This window comes from Paenibacillus sp. FSL H7-0357 (assembly GCF_000758525.1).
GTDB lineage: Bacteria > Bacillota > Bacilli > Paenibacillales > Paenibacillaceae > Paenibacillus_AQ.
The window spans coordinates 4,160,194-4,178,816 of the sequence record NZ_CP009241.1 but is presented as its reverse complement, the minus strand read 5'-3'; the positions used below and the strand labels follow the sequence as shown (position 1 = coordinate 4,178,816).

14 protein-coding genes are annotated in these 18,623 nt (G+C 46.3%); 1 reads left to right on the top strand and 13 read right to left on the bottom strand.

The features are described from left to right. Positions 1–199: 199 nt before the first annotated feature. Entirely contained in the window at positions 200–2,176 is a 1,977-nt protein-coding gene (locus H70357_RS18125; RefSeq protein ID WP_038592378.1) for an AGE family epimerase/isomerase, read from the bottom strand. A 148-nt stretch (positions 2,177–2,324) separates the two neighbouring features. Between H70357_RS18125 and H70357_RS18120 the strand changes: the two genes are divergently transcribed. Next, positions 2,325–3,182, top strand: coding sequence for a helix-turn-helix domain-containing protein (locus H70357_RS18120; protein WP_038592375.1), 858 nt, complete (start codon positions 2,325–2,327; stop codon positions 3,180–3,182). Positions 3,183–3,275: 93 nt separating this feature from the next. Here the strand turns inward: H70357_RS18120 and H70357_RS18115 are convergent, their stop codons facing one another. The 12 genes from H70357_RS18115 to H70357_RS18060 form a co-directional block, all read right to left on the bottom strand. Then, the gene (locus H70357_RS18115; RefSeq protein ID WP_038592373.1) at positions 3,276–4,895 is read right to left on the bottom strand and encodes a response regulator transcription factor; all 1,620 of its coding nucleotides are present in this window, start codon (positions 4,893–4,895) and stop codon (positions 3,276–3,278) included. Positions 4,896–5,012: 117 nt separating this feature from the next. After that, a complete protein-coding gene (locus tag H70357_RS18110) occupies positions 5,013–6,749 on the bottom strand; it encodes a sensor histidine kinase (protein WP_038592370.1) in 1,737 nt (578 codons plus the stop codon). Positions 6,750–6,949: 200 nt separating this feature from the next. Next, complete coding sequence (locus tag H70357_RS18105; RefSeq protein ID WP_038592367.1) at positions 6,950–7,795, bottom strand: carbohydrate ABC transporter permease; 846 nt, start codon at positions 7,793–7,795, stop codon at positions 6,950–6,952. Beyond that, positions 7,792–8,754 carry a carbohydrate ABC transporter permease gene (locus H70357_RS18100; protein ID WP_038592364.1) on the bottom strand — a complete coding sequence of 321 codons (963 nt, stop codon included), beginning with the start codon at positions 8,752–8,754 and terminating at the stop codon, positions 7,792–7,794. The genes H70357_RS18105 and H70357_RS18100 overlap by 4 nt, the downstream gene beginning before the upstream one ends. A 145-nt stretch (positions 8,755–8,899) precedes the next feature. Continuing rightward, positions 8,900–10,972 carry an alpha-glucuronidase family glycosyl hydrolase gene (locus tag H70357_RS18095; protein WP_038592360.1) on the bottom strand — a complete coding sequence of 691 codons (2,073 nt, stop codon included), beginning with the start codon at positions 10,970–10,972 and terminating at the stop codon, positions 8,900–8,902. Between the two features lie 145 nt (positions 10,973–11,117). Continuing rightward, positions 11,118–12,443, bottom strand: coding sequence for an ABC transporter substrate-binding protein (locus tag H70357_RS18090; protein ID WP_038592357.1), 1,326 nt, complete (start codon positions 12,441–12,443; stop codon positions 11,118–11,120). Between the two features lie 319 nt (positions 12,444–12,762). Further along, entirely contained in the window at positions 12,763–13,602 is an 840-nt protein-coding gene (locus H70357_RS18085) for an SDR family oxidoreductase (RefSeq protein ID WP_038592354.1), read from the bottom strand. A gap of 29 nt (positions 13,603–13,631) precedes the next feature. After that, positions 13,632–14,336: an NAD-dependent epimerase/dehydratase family protein gene (locus tag H70357_RS18080; protein ID WP_038592352.1), complete on the bottom strand. Its 705-nt coding sequence runs from the start codon at positions 14,334–14,336 to the stop codon at positions 13,632–13,634. Positions 14,337–14,370: 34 nt separating this feature from the next. Then, positions 14,371–15,048 (bottom strand): TetR/AcrR family transcriptional regulator, encoded by a 678-nt coding sequence (locus H70357_RS18075; protein ID WP_038592348.1) that lies wholly within the window; start codon positions 15,046–15,048, stop codon positions 14,371–14,373. Positions 15,049–15,124: 76 nt separating this feature from the next. Further along, complete coding sequence (locus H70357_RS18070) at positions 15,125–15,520, bottom strand: hypothetical protein (protein WP_038592346.1); 396 nt, start codon at positions 15,518–15,520, stop codon at positions 15,125–15,127. Positions 15,521–15,557: 37 nt separating this feature from the next. Then, positions 15,558–16,376, bottom strand: coding sequence for an oxidoreductase (locus tag H70357_RS18065; RefSeq protein ID WP_038592344.1), 819 nt, complete (start codon positions 16,374–16,376; stop codon positions 15,558–15,560). A gap of 322 nt (positions 16,377–16,698) precedes the next feature. Then, positions 16,699–18,606 carry a beta-glucoside-specific PTS transporter subunit IIABC gene (locus H70357_RS18060; RefSeq protein WP_038592342.1) on the bottom strand — a complete coding sequence of 636 codons (1,908 nt, stop codon included), beginning with the start codon at positions 18,604–18,606 and terminating at the stop codon, positions 16,699–16,701. Positions 18,607–18,623: the final 17 nt, after the last annotated feature.

Genomic DNA, 18,623 nt, shown 5'->3' with positions numbered 1-18,623 from the left:
CGGATAGGGATAATCCCCTGCCCGGTCCGGTTTTCACTTTTTTTCGCAAAAGATTGTCTAATGGTCGAAGAAAATCTACTTTAAGGACATCCTGCTCCTTTTGAGTCTTGCAAAAGGCTATTAATTCAGTTTCATATTGTTGTTGCTTTTCCAATTGAACTTCGTTTTCTTCCCACCATGCCACTTATAATCACCAACGCTACTTGACGTTCGCTTCCCAGTAGTAGCCGACCAAGCCTTCTATAACACTTCCGCTGGCCCAAGGCATCAAACAGAACCAGGTACTTGCCGGAGAACCGTCGCTGTAGCTCTCCGTTACCAGCCCTTCAGAATGACAAAATCTCTCGGACATCCAGCCCGTTTTGCCATGGTCGAATTCCTTATCAAAGCGGTTGTAGGTCTGGCACCCCCAGCCAACCGTATCCAGCATCCGCTGCCGGACGTATGAATCATCTCGCTGCTGTACGAAGTAGTACAACTCATCCACAATATTACTGGACATCGGATGAATATGCGGATTGGCGACAGAGGTAACACTTCCCCCGCAGCTGGACCAGCCGATCTTGCTTAGCGGAGGTACCTTAACCGGTGAGTTGTAAGCAAATTTAAAGGTGAATTCGTAATCAATTGCATCCCTCATATGATCGAGATACAGTTCATCGCCAGTGAGGGCGTGCAGATATCTGACAGCCTTGATGTATGCCAGAATTCCTTCGGAATCTACTGCCTTATCCGCATCTAGCGGAGCCCCATAACATTCCATTCGTTTCACATAGGTTTCATAATAATGTTTTTCGCTGCGCTTCAGGCTGTCCAGATGCGTTCTGTCCCCGGTTAGCCAGCTGTAGTATGCCATAGCCGCCATGCACCATGTTCCGCTGAAGGAATCATATTCAAGTCCGGCACCGGTTCTCTCGGATAGAATGGTCGGGTATTCTTCATCCGAATTTTTGCTTTTCTCCAATACGAGGAGAACCTCCCTTACAAAGATCATCCAGTCCTCATGAAGGCAATCTTTAATCCTTTTTTCAAATTCATACGCCTTCATAATATAATACATAGCCTGCGCGCACAGATAGGCAGAATGCCCTGGAGTACGCATCCCGTCAAACCACCAGCCGCTTATACTCCATTTCCCATCCTGATATGCCTCATAAGGTAGCCCGGAAGCAGGATTTAAGGAATTCTCGATGATATTCTCGATACAGGAAAGCGCCTGCTCGCGCATGGACTCATCCCCAAGCCTCAGCGCGGCCATCAGAACCGGAGTGGCTACAGACAAACCGTCTGTCCAACTGATCGAGATTATTTTATTGTAGCGGTAACCGCCTGTTTCCTTGTCTTCATAAACAAATGTGGAATAACTCCGGTCCTCAGGTAACCACCCATATTGATAAATAGCCTTTGACAGGTCAGCAGCAGCCGTCCGGATATCACTGCCCTGTCTTGGATGCTGATGATAGCAGTAATAGATGTCTTCCAGCGCAGCATTGATGCCCAGCTCAGACTCGGTTTCGTACTCATACAAATCCATTGTGAACTCCACCGACTCAGCAGCAGCCAGTTCAAAGCAATTCTTATCAAGAGGAGCCCGTTCCTTGACCAGACGAGATTTAATGAATAAAAGCGGTGCATTCTCATAACCAAGCGTATACCCGACTGTTCCTTTGGCAAGCGAGCATGTATAGCCGCCATACTGGTAGAACTCACCCGGCAGGTCCGGTTTCCACTGGGTTTTGACCCCATTCTTGTTTATAAAATAAGGGCTGGCACAAAGTCCATATATTTTGCCCGTGTCATATACAAGAGCCGCTGGATGTGACAATCGGTCGCTTCGCACCATCCACCAAGGAGAAGACGGTCGTGAAGGATTTCCTTCTCTCAACCTGGGGAACTCATTCGGAACATTCTGCGGAGCTTCACCGCGGTTTCGGCCGTACATAAATGCCGGCAGGAAGAACCGCGGATTTACTTTTGCAAACGGCAGCTCCATATGAATGACTCCTGACCACGTTGAACTGCTTAGATTTCTTATCCGTACCACTGCCTGAAATGGCTGTTTGGCGCTACCGCTACCGCCTGTTATCTCTACAGATGAACTTAGTCCGTGCCTGTCTAATCCGGAATATTCGGTATCTTCTTGAAATTTGCTTCTTGCAGTTATAATAAGTTCCATGATAATACCCTCCAGTCTGTTGTATGCAAAAAAACGCTTGTCATATTCACCCTAACGTGCTAGGATAATGACATTTTAATGTAGTTCCAGAGAATAATCATTGCAAATTCCGCTATAATTATTGCGCGAATAGATCAGGAGGTAGCAGATGAACGAGCCCTTTGAGCTTCGTTATGATCCCATCCAGAAAGATTTCCTCTACCTGCACAGGATTACTACTTATAACCTGGGGACCTTCTATCACCGACACGAAGCCTACGAGCTGTACTTGTTTCTGCGCGGCAACATCAACTTTTACATTGAGAACAGCTGTTACCGTTTGGAACCTGGTGATTTGCTTGTAATAAATCCGGAGGAAATGCACCGTTCCTTTAGCCTCGATGAATCTGAATATGAACGGGTTACGATTAACCTCCAGAAATCTTATTTGCATCGCCTCTCTACTCCGGCAACCCATTTATCCGGGTGCTTCGACTACCGCCCTAAGGGGAAAGGAAATATTGTGCATTTAGAGGAAGCGCAGTTGAAGCGATTTTTGCAATTAACAGGCGATCTGGAGGAAGCACTAGCTTCTGATGCGTATGGAACAGATATTCAGGCCAATTGCTGTATCGCTCAATTATTAGTTCTGACCAATACTGTTTTTCACAATGCAAGCTTTATTCCTACCGATATCATGCCGGAGCTGGTTCGTAAAACTATGGATTATATTGAAGCACATCTTGCGCAGGACATTACACTTGAACAGCTTGCCGGCATTTTTCATTTGAATAGCACTTATATCAGCCGCCAGTTCAAAAAACATACGGGGTTAACGCTCCGTTCGTATATCGTAGACCGCCGCATCGCACTCGCCAAATCCTATCTCTATGAGGGGCTCAGCATTACCGAAGCATGCTATCAATCCGGTTTCAGCGACTACGCGAACTTTATCCGCAGTTTTACCAAGATCGTAGGAATATCACCCGGCAGGTTCGCCAAAAAAAACGCAAGCCTTCCAGAGTAGAAGGCTTGCGTTATAAAAGATGGGAATCACCCTGTCTCCATCGGCCCAGCACCGTTCCATTCCTCGTATAGAGGATGCTGTCCTTCGGGAGCGTTAGCTTTTTATAAGTTCTGTAGGGTTCATACCGGTTATTTTTTTGAACAAAGTGCTGAAGTAGGGAATGTTCTTATAGCCGACCCGTTCTGCCACCTCATACACCAGCATATTCCGCTCCATGAGCAACTCCCGCGCTTTCTCGATCCGAACCCGGGTCAGGTAGTTATTGAAGGTTTCTCCAGTAATATTCTTAAAAATAATAGACAAATGGTTCCGCGAAATGAATACCTTATCCGAAAGCTCGGCGAGTGTCAGCTCTTCCGCATAGTGCTCATGAATGTAACTGGTCATGAAATCGACAACCTGCCGATGCTTGCTGCTTCCTTTCCATTGCCTGTTGCTGCAGATCTTGGTGATTTTGTCTATAAGCCAGCTTGCCAGTTGGTCCGGTACGATCAGGCTGCTGATCTCCTTGGCAATCTGGTCATTAGTGAACAGTTCATCCAGTACAAAGCCGGATTCATACAACGAATAGGTTATAATTCCCCATAGCTCGCTTCCAAGCATTTGTACGTATCCCTGTGATATCCCCTCTTGCTTTTTCATTTCCGTTATATATTCCAGCACAAGCTGATGGGCTTCCGCTTCCTGAGATACCTTCATTGCTGTTGCCAGCTTATACGAGAACTTGACCGGAAAAAGGGCGACACTTCCCGGTTCGCTGCTGCTGTTCTCCCGGTACATATACACTTCATGTGCGGAAGCGACCCGTAATGCTCTTTGATCCATCGCGCGGAAAGCTTCCTCTGTCGAGTCGGAAAGCTTGGTCCATGTATCCTTCACTCCCCCGATTCCTATACGTGTAACCAGCTTGAGATAGCTGCCGATGCTGTCAATCAGCCTGATTCCCAGCTCTTCAAGCTTGTCTTCTAACTGTTCGAGCTGTCCTGCATCCGGATGAATAATCAGTAATGTTCTGGTACTGTGCAGCTCTGTGTACTCCAGATCCGGGAACAGCTTACGCGCTACTTCACAAGCAATATTGCTGACCGCAAACCGGAAAAGGTTCCAATCGGAGACGGATAGACATCTGGCTCGTTCATCACGGATCAGCTCGATGCCGACAGTGACATGCTTGCGTTCCTGCCAAAAAAGATATGACGGGGGAAGAGGTGTGTTGTCTCTGTATGCATGACCCAGGGTACCGACAGCTGCGGAGCGAACCCACTCCAGTTCAACAAAAGGCTCATACATCGTCATTTTAAACTCAATCTCCCACTGCCTGATTCGCTTCTCTTCCGCTTCCTCAAGTTCCTGTACGACATTGCTTAGAATTGATTTTAACGTCGGCAGACTGATTGGCTTAGAGACATAGTCGGTCACATGAAACCTTAGAGCCTGTCTCGCATGCTCAAAATCTGAATAACCGCTCAGAATAATGATTTTACCTTGGAATCCTTCCTTCCTAAGCTGCTCCATCATATCCAGACCGCTCATCACGGGCATATAAAGATCAGTGATCACAATGTCCGGTTGGGTACGGCGAATTACCTCCAGTCCGTCCTCTCCGTTCATAGCCTCTCCAACCCACTCAGCTCCCAGCTCATCCCAGGGAATCGCCTTTTTCATCCCCTTCAGGACTTGGCGCTCATCATCAATGATTGCGATTTTCCACATTACGCTTACCTCCTTAACTCTTAAGTACGAAAGCACGGCTGTTTCTCATGCCAACGGAAGCGCTTACCGAAATAATATGTGCGTTTGTATATTGACCATGGAGCTATCTATTAGGGATCAGTCCTTTTTGGTTAGAGGATCTGTCAGCAGCGGGAGCGTTATTTCCACTCTTGTTCCACCTTCTTCACGTTCTCCAAGTGCAATTCCATAACTCTCCCCGAAGTAACCGGAAATTCTCTCTCTCACATTGCGTATACCGTAGCCTCCTGTATGACGGTTATGGGATCTGTCTTCAGGCTGCTTGAGTCCGGCACCATTATCCTCGATTACAATATGCAGAGTATCTCCCATTTTATCCATTACGATAGACACATAGCCGCTTTTCTGTTTGTTGAATCCATGAACGATAGAATTCTCCACGAACGGCTGTAGTGTAAGCTTCGGAATGTATAACTCCTGTAGCTCAGACGCTGCCTCAATCCTGTATTCAAGCCCTTCTCCCCAGCGCAGCTGCTGGATTTCCAGATAACACTTTATATGCAGCAGTTCATCTGCTATTGTGATAAAGCTGTTGCCGTTGGACAGGCCGATCCGAAACATACGGCCCATTAGCTCCAAAATGCGGCTAAGTTCGTCTTGTCCGGCCTCAATCGCCATCCAGTTGAGTTGATCCAGCATATTATATAGGAAGTGTGGATTGATATTAGCCTGAAGCGCCTCAATTTCAGCTTTCCGTTGCTGATCATAACGGCGCTCCAGAGAGAGATACAGTTCTTCAATCCGTTCGTTCTGCTTCCGGTAACCGGAAAATAAATAACCGAATTCATTCTCATAATCCACCGGAAGTTCTACATTGTCGCCTCCTACGGAATACAGTCGCATCGCAGTTACGAGCTTTTTGATCGGCTTGGTAAATTGCTTGCTTAAAAAGTGGGTCAAGAGCAGTACCAACAGCACTGCAGCAATACCGATCAGACCGATCCACTCCGCCAGCTTCAGGCTGCTTGCCGTGATCTGTTTCCAAGAGGTGAATTCGATTAGGGTCCAGATGGAATTATCCATCCTTGAATAGACGAGCAGCGTATCGCGGGATCCATTGGTTGCCGGGATATGGACATAGCCCGATTTATTGCTTTTGAGATCAATCCACTGGGACCAGTCATTCTGGTCAATGGCATCGCCTATTTTCATAATTTGCTGTCCTTCGCTGCTTGCCATGATCCGGTTAGATCCGTCGGAATTGCCGGTTAGCAGTTTCCGGATCTCGTTGGCCTTGATGTGGACGACAAGGACACCTAAATAGTCATTCTCATTTATTATTTTTCTGGAAAAGCTGAGCACCGGAACCTCACCTTGCGCGCTGGTAAAATTATACTCTTTGGACCAGCAAAAGTCGCTCTTCGCCAGACATCCGGCCCCCTCCTGCTTGTTAAGATCCGTAAGGTTCCGGAATTGGATGTAGCTTTGCCGTTCACTTAGGATAGGGTTATTCATATACAGGTCAATCCCTTGAATCAGCGGGATCGCATAGGTCAAATTCGCGAGTGCACTTTCTACACCTGAACGTCTGCGGTATCTCTCAAATTCATCCTGCCTGTTCAGGAGAAAATTTATCAGCTCGCTGTCGCGCGAGCTGGACAGTGAAATCTGCTCGATCATGACTAGCCGGGTCGTAATTTCATTATTCAACTCATCCAGCAACTGCTGTTGGTAATAGGAGGTAGTCTTTACGAGCGCCTTGGATGAATTGCTGTAGCTTGTCCATGCTGTAACACCGATAACCGCAATAAGTACTATGGCAAAGCTATGAAAAAACAGGCGGTCAATTCTGTATTTTTTAAAAGGATTGCTCAAACGCTCTACCTTCCTTCAACTCCGGTTCAGACACAATAAACGGTAAAGCTGCGAAGGGTATTCGAAGCTTTACCGTTAACGGACTGATGTTTTTTAAAAAGATAAGAATTTATATGTTTCACGCTATATATTATCCTTCTATTTCTCGCTGAAACAGATACCGTCCTTTTGAGGACGGCAAAGCCGTTTCCACTTGCATCTTATCCTTTTATTCCCGTTGTTGCAATCCCTTCAACGAAATACTTCTGAAGGAACATGAAGACAATAGTTGCTGGAAGAATTGACACTAGTGACATGGCAAGCAGTTGACCCCACTCCGCCGCTGATTGCGAGTCATTGATCATACGCAGTGCGAGTCCAACAGTATACTTGTCCACGCTGTTGATGTACAGGAGATGACCCAGGAAATCGTCCCAATTCCACAGGAAGCAGAAAATTGTCACCGTAACAATTGCAGGAAAGGCGAGAGGCATAACAACCCTCCAAAAGATACCGAACCAGGAACACCCGTCAATTTTGGCCGATTCATCAAGTTCTCTTGGAACACCGCGTATAAATTGAATCAGAAGGAAGACGAAGAAACTTCCTCCTGCCCCACCGGCAAGCAAATGGGGGACGATAAACGGGAGATACGTATTCACCCAGCCAAGCTGGTAGAACAATGAGTATTGAGGGATGATTAGCACTTGTCCAGGCATCATTAAGGTCAGCATCAGGATGGAGAACCAGAAATTCTTCAACGGAAAATCCAATCTCGCAAAACCGAAGGCAACCAGGGTGCAGGATAGCAGCGTTGCGACGATTACGGCAAATTCAAGTCCGAAGGTATTAAGATAGAAATCCGTAAACGTGTGTCCGGGAACCGAACTCCAGCCTTTTGTGAAGTTGCTCCATTGCGGGACAGCTGGGAAAATCGACGGCGAGCCAAGCTCTGTACTGTGCTTCAGTGAAGCACCGATCCACCAGAGAACCGGGTAAACCATAATGAAGCTGAAGAGTATCATGAACAGATGGCGAAACGCAGGCTTCAATTTTAGTGTTGTCATTTACGTTTTTTCCCTCCAGTGTCTGTTTCATAGAATACCCAATACTTCGAGGTGTAAGAGATCAGTACAGTGGCTGCAATAATTCCGACCAGCATAATCCAGGCAAGTGCTGAAGCATATCCCAGCTCGTAACGGCTGAATGCCCTTTCATACAAGTACATCGCATACACATAAGTGGAGTTCATCGGCCCGCCGTTCGTAATCACAAATGCGGAAGTGAACATTTGGAAGGCTCCAATAACTGCCATAATCAGGTTGAAGTAAAGAATCGGTGAAAGCATCGGCAGTGTGATTTTGAAGAATTGAGTTACTTTATTGGCCCCATCCACAGAAGACGCCTCGTACAGATCATTAGGAATTTGCTTCAGGCCGGCCAGAAAAATAACCATGGTGGAGCCGAATTGCCAGACCGTCAGCAGAATCAGCGTGCCAAGTGCCGTATCGGGACTTGTAATCCAGCCCTTTCCTTCAAAACCGAAGACGCCAATCAGTTTGTTAAAGACCCCGTCTACACCAAAAATGTTGCGCCAGAGCAGCGATACCCCGATACTCCCTCCGATAAGTGACGGGAAATAGATCGCCGTGCGGTAGAAGCTTATTCCTTTTACCGCCTTGCTGAGTATCATAGCGACAAAGAGAGCCGCTATAAGCTTCAAAGGTACGGAAGCCAGCACATAAGTGAAGGTTACCTTAGCGGATTGAATGAATTTGGGATCCGCTGTAAAGATACGCTCATAATTGCGGGTACCGATCCACTTCATCGGCTGCATCAAAGTGTAGTCGGTGAACGAATAGTACAGTGATAAGAATAACGGATACGCCGTAAGCGTTAGAAACCCAATAAGCCATGGCGAAATAAACAAATAGCCTGCAAGCGGGGCGTTCCATCTGCTTCGAAAGTATGAGCTTTTTTTCGTCTTCGCAGCAGATTGGGCTATAGTGGCTGTGGAACGGTTCATCTGTGGTCACCTCTTGTGGTTAATTTTTATACTTTAAGTATATAATCCGCTTATCATCCGCTAAAGGAGGGGAATGCTCGAATTCTTTCAAAATATAACGATAAAAAAAGAAGCGGTATTCACCGCTCCCCATTTACATGAATCATTAATATATGGTTCTTCCCCATTGGTCAGCAATGCCGCTCTTCCGGAGGAAGTACGTATTGATTCTATCCCGCCACTCCTTAGCGTGCTCAGTCTGCTCCGCAAGACGGTCTGCTACATGCTGGTACGCCTCTTCATCCACTTGTCCCTTCACTAGCTTCCAGGCATCTAACAATCCAGCTGCCCGCTCCGCGCCTTCAAAATGTGTGTCATAAATATGCTGAATCACAGTTTTGCCAGAATGAAGCACATGGGTATATAGGACATGGTGGAAGAAAAGCAGCAGTTCATCCGGGCAGCTCTCGAGCGACTCGTACATTTCCATGTTAATACGGGCATATTGGGAGGTATACCCGGTTCCTGTTGCTGTAGTGCGGTCCACACCCACACCATAACAGTCTGCGAAGTGATAAGTACCCCACATTGAATATTCATATCCATCCACATTAGGGCCGTAGTGATGGTCAGGATTGACCATAAACCCAACGCCCAGCGGAGCTGTATACGATTCATAAATCTCCCAGGAGTTCATAAGGATGTCTAGTATAGTCTGAACCAGCAGCTCATTGGTGCCAAAGGTGAGCGTAATCCATTCCATAGCAATTTCCTCGGCAGACAGCTCTGGATTCCAGGCAAGACGGCCATAACCATACAAATTAGCCTGTGCCAGCAGATGTCCCGTCCAATTGGTGTCATTACCAATATTCGAGACGGCTGCAAAGCCGCTGTAAGGATTGCCGTGAACATCTCCTTCCACAATGCGCTGGATAGTAGTTCCTTCTCCTTGGAGCTGCGTATCAAAGTCTATTATCTTTTTCCACTGGGGTATCAGGTAGCACACATGACGCTGCTGGCCGGTATACTCCTGGGCAATCTGAAATTCGATTACCTGATTCGTCTTCGGCATAGCACCTAGCAGCGGCGAGACTGGCTCTCTCACCTGAAAGTCAATCGGTCCATTCTTCACCTGCAAAATGACATTGTCCATGAAGCGTCCATCCAGCGGCTGGAAATGATCATAGGCTGCCCGCGCCCGATCCGTGGTACGGTCGCGCCAATCCTGCTTGCAGTTATATACAAAACATCGCCAGATTACAATTCCGCCATGCGGCTTCAGCGCTTCAGCCAGCATATTGGCCCCGTCGGCGTGATCTCTTCCATAGGTGAACGGTCCCGGCCGGTTCTCCGAATCGGCCTTTACCAGAAATCCTCCGAAATCAGGTATTTCTGCATATATTTCCGACGCTGCGGTCATCCACCATTCTCGGACGTCTGAATCCAGCGGATCTGCCGATGAGAGACCGCCGATCTCAATAGTGCTGGCATAATTGACGCTCAGGAACAGCTTGATTGCATAGGCTCGGAAGATTGCTGCCAGCTTCGCCACATCCGGCAGGAATTCCGTTAACAAACGGCTCTCCACCCGGTGGACATTCACATTATTAATGGCGATCGCATTGATTCCGCTGGAGGCTAGCAGGCGGGCATAATCCTGGATACGCTGAAGATTGCTTGTTACCCGGTTAGCTTCATAAAAAATTGATTTCCCGGCATACCCCCGTTCCACACTCCCGTCCATATTATCCCACTGGTTGATCATGCGCAGCTGATTGACAGGGTTCTCTAGAATATTCAAATTATGAACAGAACCCCCTGTACCCATGATTCGCAGCAGATGGAACACTCCATATAATACACCTGCGGGAGTAGCTGCTCCGATGGCAATATTACCGGTAATGCTGTCCGTTTGAAGCGCATAACCCTCCGCTTTAACAGCATCGCTTACACCGGTGCTGAATGATTTATCTATCGCTAAGCCAGTTCCGAAGGTTCCTATAATGATACTGGGAGTTGTCTCTGTTTTCCCGGAGATGGAAACTTTTCTCCCTGTGATTCCCTCCATGCCTTGAGTCAGCTCGTTCACTGCAGAACGAATAACAACATCATCCTGCTCAGTCACAACAAGATGATTGTATGCCGCATATTGATCAACATTTGTCCCCGCTGTGATCCGGCGGTACTGCAGCCAGGCCAGATACCCGTCTCCGGGGTGATACAACACAGAATTACTCATGTATACTCCTCCCTATGACTCAAACTCCACTTGATCTTTTTGTATGTTCAACCACCAGTATAGTCGTAAATGTTCGGGGTAGCCGTCTGCAGCGAAATTAAAATCAAGGCCCGGAACAAGGCTTGTTCCGGGCTTCGTCCTTGAATTATTTCTCGTAAGATTGTGCTGCTTCTTTCAACTGTTCAAAGGCTTTCTCCGGTGTGACTTTTCCAAAACTAAGCTGATCCCGGACAAGCACCCAGTCTTTGTCAATAAAATTCGTCCAGCCTCCTGCTCCAGCCGACCAGGTCTGACCATCCTTTTCAGTAGCACGGAGGAGTTCTAATCCAACCTTATCCAGATCGCTCATGTTTGCTTCCAGGGAAGTGGAAATATCCTTGTTAGCGGGCAGACCGCGGAATGTTTGCAGAATCTTACCTGCCTCCTGATCATTCACAAACCAATTGATGAATTTTTTAGCTTCTTCAGCATGCTTGGAGTTTTTGGAGACGGACAGGTACATGGATGGTTTCAGCCATCCGCCTGCTTCTTCTGCACGCGGCATGGTTACAAGTGCGTAAGCACCTGGTTTGATGCTGTCCCAAGTCCCCAGGTTATTAGAAAAGCTATACCGGAATAAAACTTTGCCAGCTGCCATCAAGTCCATTTGCGGATCATTTTCCTTGTCGGATGCGTTTACATCCGCCGGAGGAACCAATCCTTCTTTGCGCAGCTCTTCAAATTTCTTGGTCCATTCCAAGTAGGCAGCTTGATCTACGTTGAAGCGACCATCATCAGTGATGACCTGGCCTTTACCTTTGGCGTATTGGTAGGCCGAATACATAAAGTAGTTGCCTGCATAGTCCAAGGTAAAATATTGCCCGCTTGGCAGCTTGGATTTGGATTCCTTGGCCAAGGCGAAGAAATCATCCCAAGTCCAGCCATTGGTCGGACTCGCAATCCCGAGCTTATCCATAGCAGCCTTGTCATACACCATGCCAAACGCTACCGAACCCAGAGGAACAGCATATTGCTTACCGTCAAGTTGGCCTCCGGCCAGCAATTTCTCATCAAATTTACTTACATCGACCTCAGGAGCCAGCTCAGCCAATTGGTTACGTGACATCCAGTCCGGCGTCCAGCCCGGATCAAGCTGAATGATATCTGGTGCGTTACTAGCCGCAGCTTGAGTCGATAATTTGTCCAAGTATCCATCCATACCGGAATACTCCGGCTCAAACGTAACATTGGGGTTGTTCTTTGTGTACAAGTCCAGCGCAGCCAAGGTCGCCTCATGTCGCGGCTGGGATCCCCACCACATAATTCGTAGCTTAACAGGTTCATTGCTTGGTGCACCCTTTTCGGCAGTATTTGTGCTAGCAGGCTCTGCAGAAGTTTCTGCATTGTTTTTTGCCCCGCCGCCGCATGCCGCCATCGTTCCCAGCAAGGCTGCCATGGCCAAGACTGTAAGAGAACGCTTCCATTTCAACATCTTTAACCCTCCTAATTTAATCTGTATTGTCTTGCTACATCGTTATAGTAACAATTATGAATGGAAGTTCATATGAGAGTGATGCACGATTTATTTTAAAATCTCACGGAAATGATTATGGGTACACTTATTCCGCCGAATGGTTTATAGCGGGATATACCACATTTGTTGATTTATTATGGCGACAAATTCCTCTATAATAACTGCAAAAATCGGGATGATGAAATTCCATCCCGATTTACATTAACTCCTTCCCATATCTCAAGTTTTTAAGTTCTATTTATATAGGGCTTTTTTTTAATGTTCGTGAAAATCCTTTTCAAAAGGCTTTAATATTATAGTCTGTAGAATAAGCTACCTCTTTTTGTTCCTCTAACTCAATTATGCGTAAAACCAAGTTTTTATGAACGAGTTCATAAGCATCACTTCCCAGTGTTAGCCGCAGCGGAGCTTTATCAGAATCTGCAGCTACAATTATGGTCTGAGCCATCTTTTCCGGATCACCAGGGAAGTTTTCCGTCGCGGCTTGCTGCGACATTTGCCGAATATAGCCTACAGGGGTATTCTCATATTCGCTCATAGGCTCGCCTGTAATCATGCTGCCATTGAATTTTGTTCGTGCACTTCCAGGCTCAACGAGCGTAGCCTGAATATTGAAGGGAGCCACTTCCTGAACGAGAGCTTCGATAAAGCCTTCCATAGCCCACTTCGTTGCATGATAAAGGCTCAGAGCTGGAAATGCTACTTGCCCGCCCATACTGGAAAGCTGTATGATGCGCCCGCCGCCTTGGGCACGCAGATAAGGAAGCGCAGCTCGAATGACTTGAATGGACCCGATGACGTTCGTATTGAATTGATGCGTAATTTGTTCATCACTCACTTCCTCAGCTGCTCCGAACAATCCATAGCCTGCATTGTTAACAACAACATCAATATTCCCTAAATCCTTAAATGCCTGATCAACAACGGTTCGAATCGCCTGATTATCAGTTACATCCAATGTAGCAACCCACAATTGTTCACCATATCGATCTTTTAGATCATTCAATGCATTATCTTTTCGAAACGTAGCTGCAACCCGATCACCACGTTCTAATAAAAGCTCAGTCAGACTCCGACCAAATCCACTTGAAGTTCCAGTTATAAACCAAGTTTTCATTAAAGACCAGCTCCCATATTATAGTTGTGTTAAACCTTGTTACGACTGTTTCTCTTGCCGGTTCTTAATGAGATAACTTCAGACTCCAGCACTTCAACTGTTGGACCTGATTCATGCGCCATCATAAGCATAGCTTGAGCCACATCCTTGCACTGGATTGCTTTCATTCTGGCTAGCGGCCCAATCAATAATGGACCAATCAAGCGAAAAATCATATCCGTTGCCCGATCCCCAAAGCTTTCATCCTCACGATCCCCTATCAAGAGAGAGGGACGCAGGATGACAAGACGTGGTAGCCCAAGAGACAATAAATCCCGCTCCAATTGCCCTTTAACACGTGTGTAGAACATCTTGGACTGTTCGGACGCCCACATCGCGGTAACAATGACGTAGCTGGCGGCACCATGCTGAAGAGCAGCTTTAGCCAGAGCCAACGGATACTCATGATCAACTTTGGAAAAGGCTTCTTTTGAGCCCGCTTGTTTCATTGTCGTGCCTAACGTGCAGAAGACATCAGCGTCTTTAAGTACAGAAGCATCCAATTCGCTTTCCAGTCTGTCAAAAGAGACTTGTTTTTCCACCAGTTTCGGGTGGGATATGCCCATACTCCGACGTACAAGTACGATGATTCTTTGATATGCCGGGTCCTCAAGCAAGAGCCGCACTAGCTGTTTCCCCATCATTCCTGTAGCGCCAGCTACAACAGCCGTGTCAGTCTGTTTTCTTTTTGTCATTCTGACCCTCCGTTTTTCCACATTAGAACTTTAACTACTGTCCGGTAGTACGAATGACTATATAATTCTTATAATATCCATCCAGATAACAAATCATCGTTTTCCGAATATCGCCCTGAAAATCACGTTGGAGTCCATCCAGGCCGTTATTTTTGATGATATCCACAACCTCCTCGGGCAAGGTGGCTGATAATTTGCAGCCGGTTATGATAGAGGCCTCAGCCTGGAGGATCTCCATCACATCTTCTTGGGTTAATGCGTGCGAAGCGCAAATAGTGGCAACTAGCTCTGACATCAATTTGTACAGATTGATTTTCTGGTTCAGCATGGTTTCCGGGTCCACATTCTTCTCGAAAACCGCTGTGCGCATGGATTCCAGCTTAACGTAAAGGGGATTCTGGTTGACCAGTTCCATGAGCTCATTCATAACGAGATTTTTGAAGTCATCGAAGCTCCGCACAGGTAACTCCTTCGCCATCTCCGTCAGACAAGTGAGTCGCTTCTCATACTCCCTGCACAGCAGGCTAAAAAACAATGCTTCTTTTGTTTTAAAGTACACAAACAGAATCCCGTTTGACATGCCCATCTGCTTGGCTATATCGGACATCTTGATTTTTTCGTACTGCGATGACAGAAACATTTCAGCCGCTTTATCCATAATAGCCTTTGCTTTTATGGCCTTTGCCTCGGGAGTCATTGCACGCTTTGACATTAGGTTCATCACTCCATACGATTTATTTAAAGGGCTCATCGATCTGGAGTCAAAGATAAAACCGCCTTTTTTGTCTTTATTCTTTCAAGAAGGTCCTAACCGATTCATCGAAATCGCTGCAAAACCCTTTGGACATTTGTTCCATTCCATTGCTCCGGGAAAGCCGGTTAATTTGCATGGCAGCGACAACATCGCTTGTTAACGTAGCGACCTTTTTTGGGATTTCATTGCTGACTTCCATCGATACCTCTATCCAGACTTTATTTACCTCCTGTGTCCATGCTCCTTTTGCCTCACGATTGTCAATGACGATGGCATTCGTTTCTATGTCGCGATGAGCTTCCTTAAGCAATTCTCCGATGGCGTAAGCTTCCTCCATGGTTACAAAAAAATTCGTATGCTTGATAAAGAAAATACCGTCCCTTTTCCAATACGTTGTTGTTTTCGGCAAAAGAGGATCAAACTTAGTCATGATATCCACCCTTTTCATATTAGTTGTATTTGTATGATTAACTGAACATTTTGATAATTCTGTCGTAGGCACGATCTCCAAAGACAGTTTTCATAAATACCATCGGTTTCGCCATATAACCGACCAGGTAGCGCGTTTTCGGTCTTTTCACGGTTACAGCCTTGCCGATGGTGCGTGCAATTAACTCTGGTTTCGATAATTGATTGCCTGTATAATTTTTAATCATTCCATCGGCCGATTTGCTGGCAGCCTGAGCATACGGTCCTTTTGCAGATACCTTTTTCAGATTTTCGGCGGCAATGATTCCCCAGTCCGTTTTAATTCCGCCTGGCTCCACAACAATGACATCAATGCCAAACGGTTCCAATTCCAGTCGAAGGCAATCCGAAAGACCTTCTACTGCAAATTTGGTTGCATGATACCAGCCGCCAAAATTGGTCCAAATCTTCCCTCCCATAGAGGAAACATTAACAATTTTGCCGAATTTATTTTTGCGCATGCTCGGCACCACAAGCTGTATCAGTCTCGCCAGTCCGAAGACATTCACCTCCATCTGTCGCCGAGCCTCTTCCATAGGAATATCCTCGACCGCTCCATATGAGCCATAGCCTGCGTTATTAACCAGGATGTCAATTCTTCCTTCCTTTTTAAGAATCTCATTGACAGCCTGAATCATGGATTCGTCATTGGTGACATCCAAGGAAATAGGACGAATGCCTTTTGCAGCAAGATCCTGCATTTTGTCGATGCGCCGCGCAGCCGCATAAACCGTAAAACCTTTATTTTTCAGCTCCATGGCCGCCTCTTTACCGATACCCGAAGATGCCCCTGTAATTAATACAACTTTTTGACTCATGAATAAAACCTCCGTATTTTTTGTATTTGACTCTGAGTCAATTATAAGTGACTGAGAGTCAATTGTCAACGTTTCAGAAACCAAGAACAAAACGGCTACACCGCCCATTACTGGACAGCGCAGCCGTTTTTGATTCCACGTATAGATAGCCTAGGGACCCTGTAGTCCGCCCCTCCGGGTGAACTGCTCCCCCACCCTTACCGGAGAATTTGTATAAATTAAGGGTACTCAAGAAAGCTAACAGGAACAAGCTTACCGACGGCTTCCTTGTATGGATATATGAACTCACAGTTCATTTCTTCAAGCTTGTTGTTGACGCTTGTTATCTCACAAGAGTAAGTAATGACTCTCCTGCAATTACCCGATTTAAATTCCTACTTTCAACTTCTGAATAATCGAAAGTATTAGTTATAATTACAGGCGTGACGACATCAAACCCGCGGTCCTTGATCAAATTGAGATCGACTTCCATTAATATATCCCCCACTTGAAGCCGATCGCCTTCTGTCACTTTAAGATCAAAACCCTCACCCTTTAGTTTAACGGTGTCCAAACCCACATGAATAAGGACTTCTTCTCCCAGATCACCTGTAATCGCAATGGCATGCTTCGATTTGGTAACAGTCGTAACAACTCCCGTTACCGGAGAGACCAGTTTCCCGTTACTCGGAATAATTGCGATACCTTTCCCCATAGCCCCGCTTGAAAAAGCTTCGTCGCTTACATCCTTCAATTCCACCGTTTCACCTGAAAGAGGGCTATATACCGTGATCTGCTCTGCTTTGTTCGTCGCAACCTGTGAATTTTGTACCGAACCATTCGCAGGACCACTGGTCACTAAAGCAGTTTCTGCGCCGGATTTATTGTTGCCGGATTTTTGATATCCCCAAAAGTAAGTGAGAACGAAAGCAACAATCAGACCTACTGCCATTTGTATAACATATCCGTAAAATCCCAAATCAATTCCTTCCGGGTTAATCGCACCTGGAATTGCAAACACTCCAGCAGGTACAAACGTATATACTTTTGAATGCATCAATCCGCCGAATAAGCCTCCGACGCTACCGCCGATAATTGCCATGATCAATGGCTTTTTGTTCGGCAGCAACACTCCGTACAGAGCAGGCTCGCTCACCCCAAGCAATGTCGTTCCGCCAGTGGAGATAGCCAGTGATTTTTGTTGCTTATCGATAGCACGCAATCCAAAAGCAAGCGCCGCGCCGGCTATAGCAAACTGGTTAGCTGCCAGTAATCCCATTAAGGAGTCGGAGCCTGCAGTAATCACATTGTTAACAAAGATCGGAACAAACGCCCAGTGAAGACCAAACATAACGATGAGAATCCATCCCCCCCCAAGAACCAGACCTGCAAGAGCTGGGCTGAAATTATAGGCAACTGTTGTAATGCTGGCCAGTCCATCACTCAAATACATAATAACTGGACCGATAGCAAACAAGGTCAATGGAACTGTAATCAATACAACGATCAAAGGGGACAAGAAATATTTCAAGCTCTGAGGAACTCTTTTATCAATAAGCTTGTACAGCAACGATGCGAACCATACAGCAACGATGACCGGAAATACAGAGGATGTGTAATTCATCATTTTGATCGGCATTGTTAAGAACGTTAGTTGTTCCTCAGCGCCGACAGACGCTACCAGAGTAGGATAAACCATGGAGGCACCAATTAACATCCCTAGATATTGGTTCAAGCCAAAATACTTGGCTGCCGAGCTGCCGAGAAAGATTGGGAAGAAATAAAAGAGTGCATCCCCCATCGCATTAAGCACGATATATGTCCCGTCAGTTGCCGATAACACGCCAAATGATGAAAGCACCGCAAGGATCCCTTTGATAATACCGCCTGCCGAGAACGCACCCATAGCAGGCATAAATACACCGGATATCATTGAGGTAAAGCGGTCAAACAGCTTCTTTTTCCCCTTTGTCTCAGTCTCTGAAGCTTCCGTACTTTCAGTATTACCGCCTAAGAGCGAGCTCAACTCGTTAAAAACTAAGGCAACCTTATTGCCGATAACAACTTGATATTGTCCACCTTGCTGAATAACTGAAATGACGCCTTCCAGCTTTTTTATCTCCTCAGTATCTGGTAAGTTGTTGTCTTTCAATTCAAATCTAAGACGTGTTACACAATGAGTTACGTTGTTAATATTCTCCTTGCCACCAACACTTCGTAGCACCTCTGCTGCCAACTGACGTTGATCCATGAATAGTCACTCCTCAT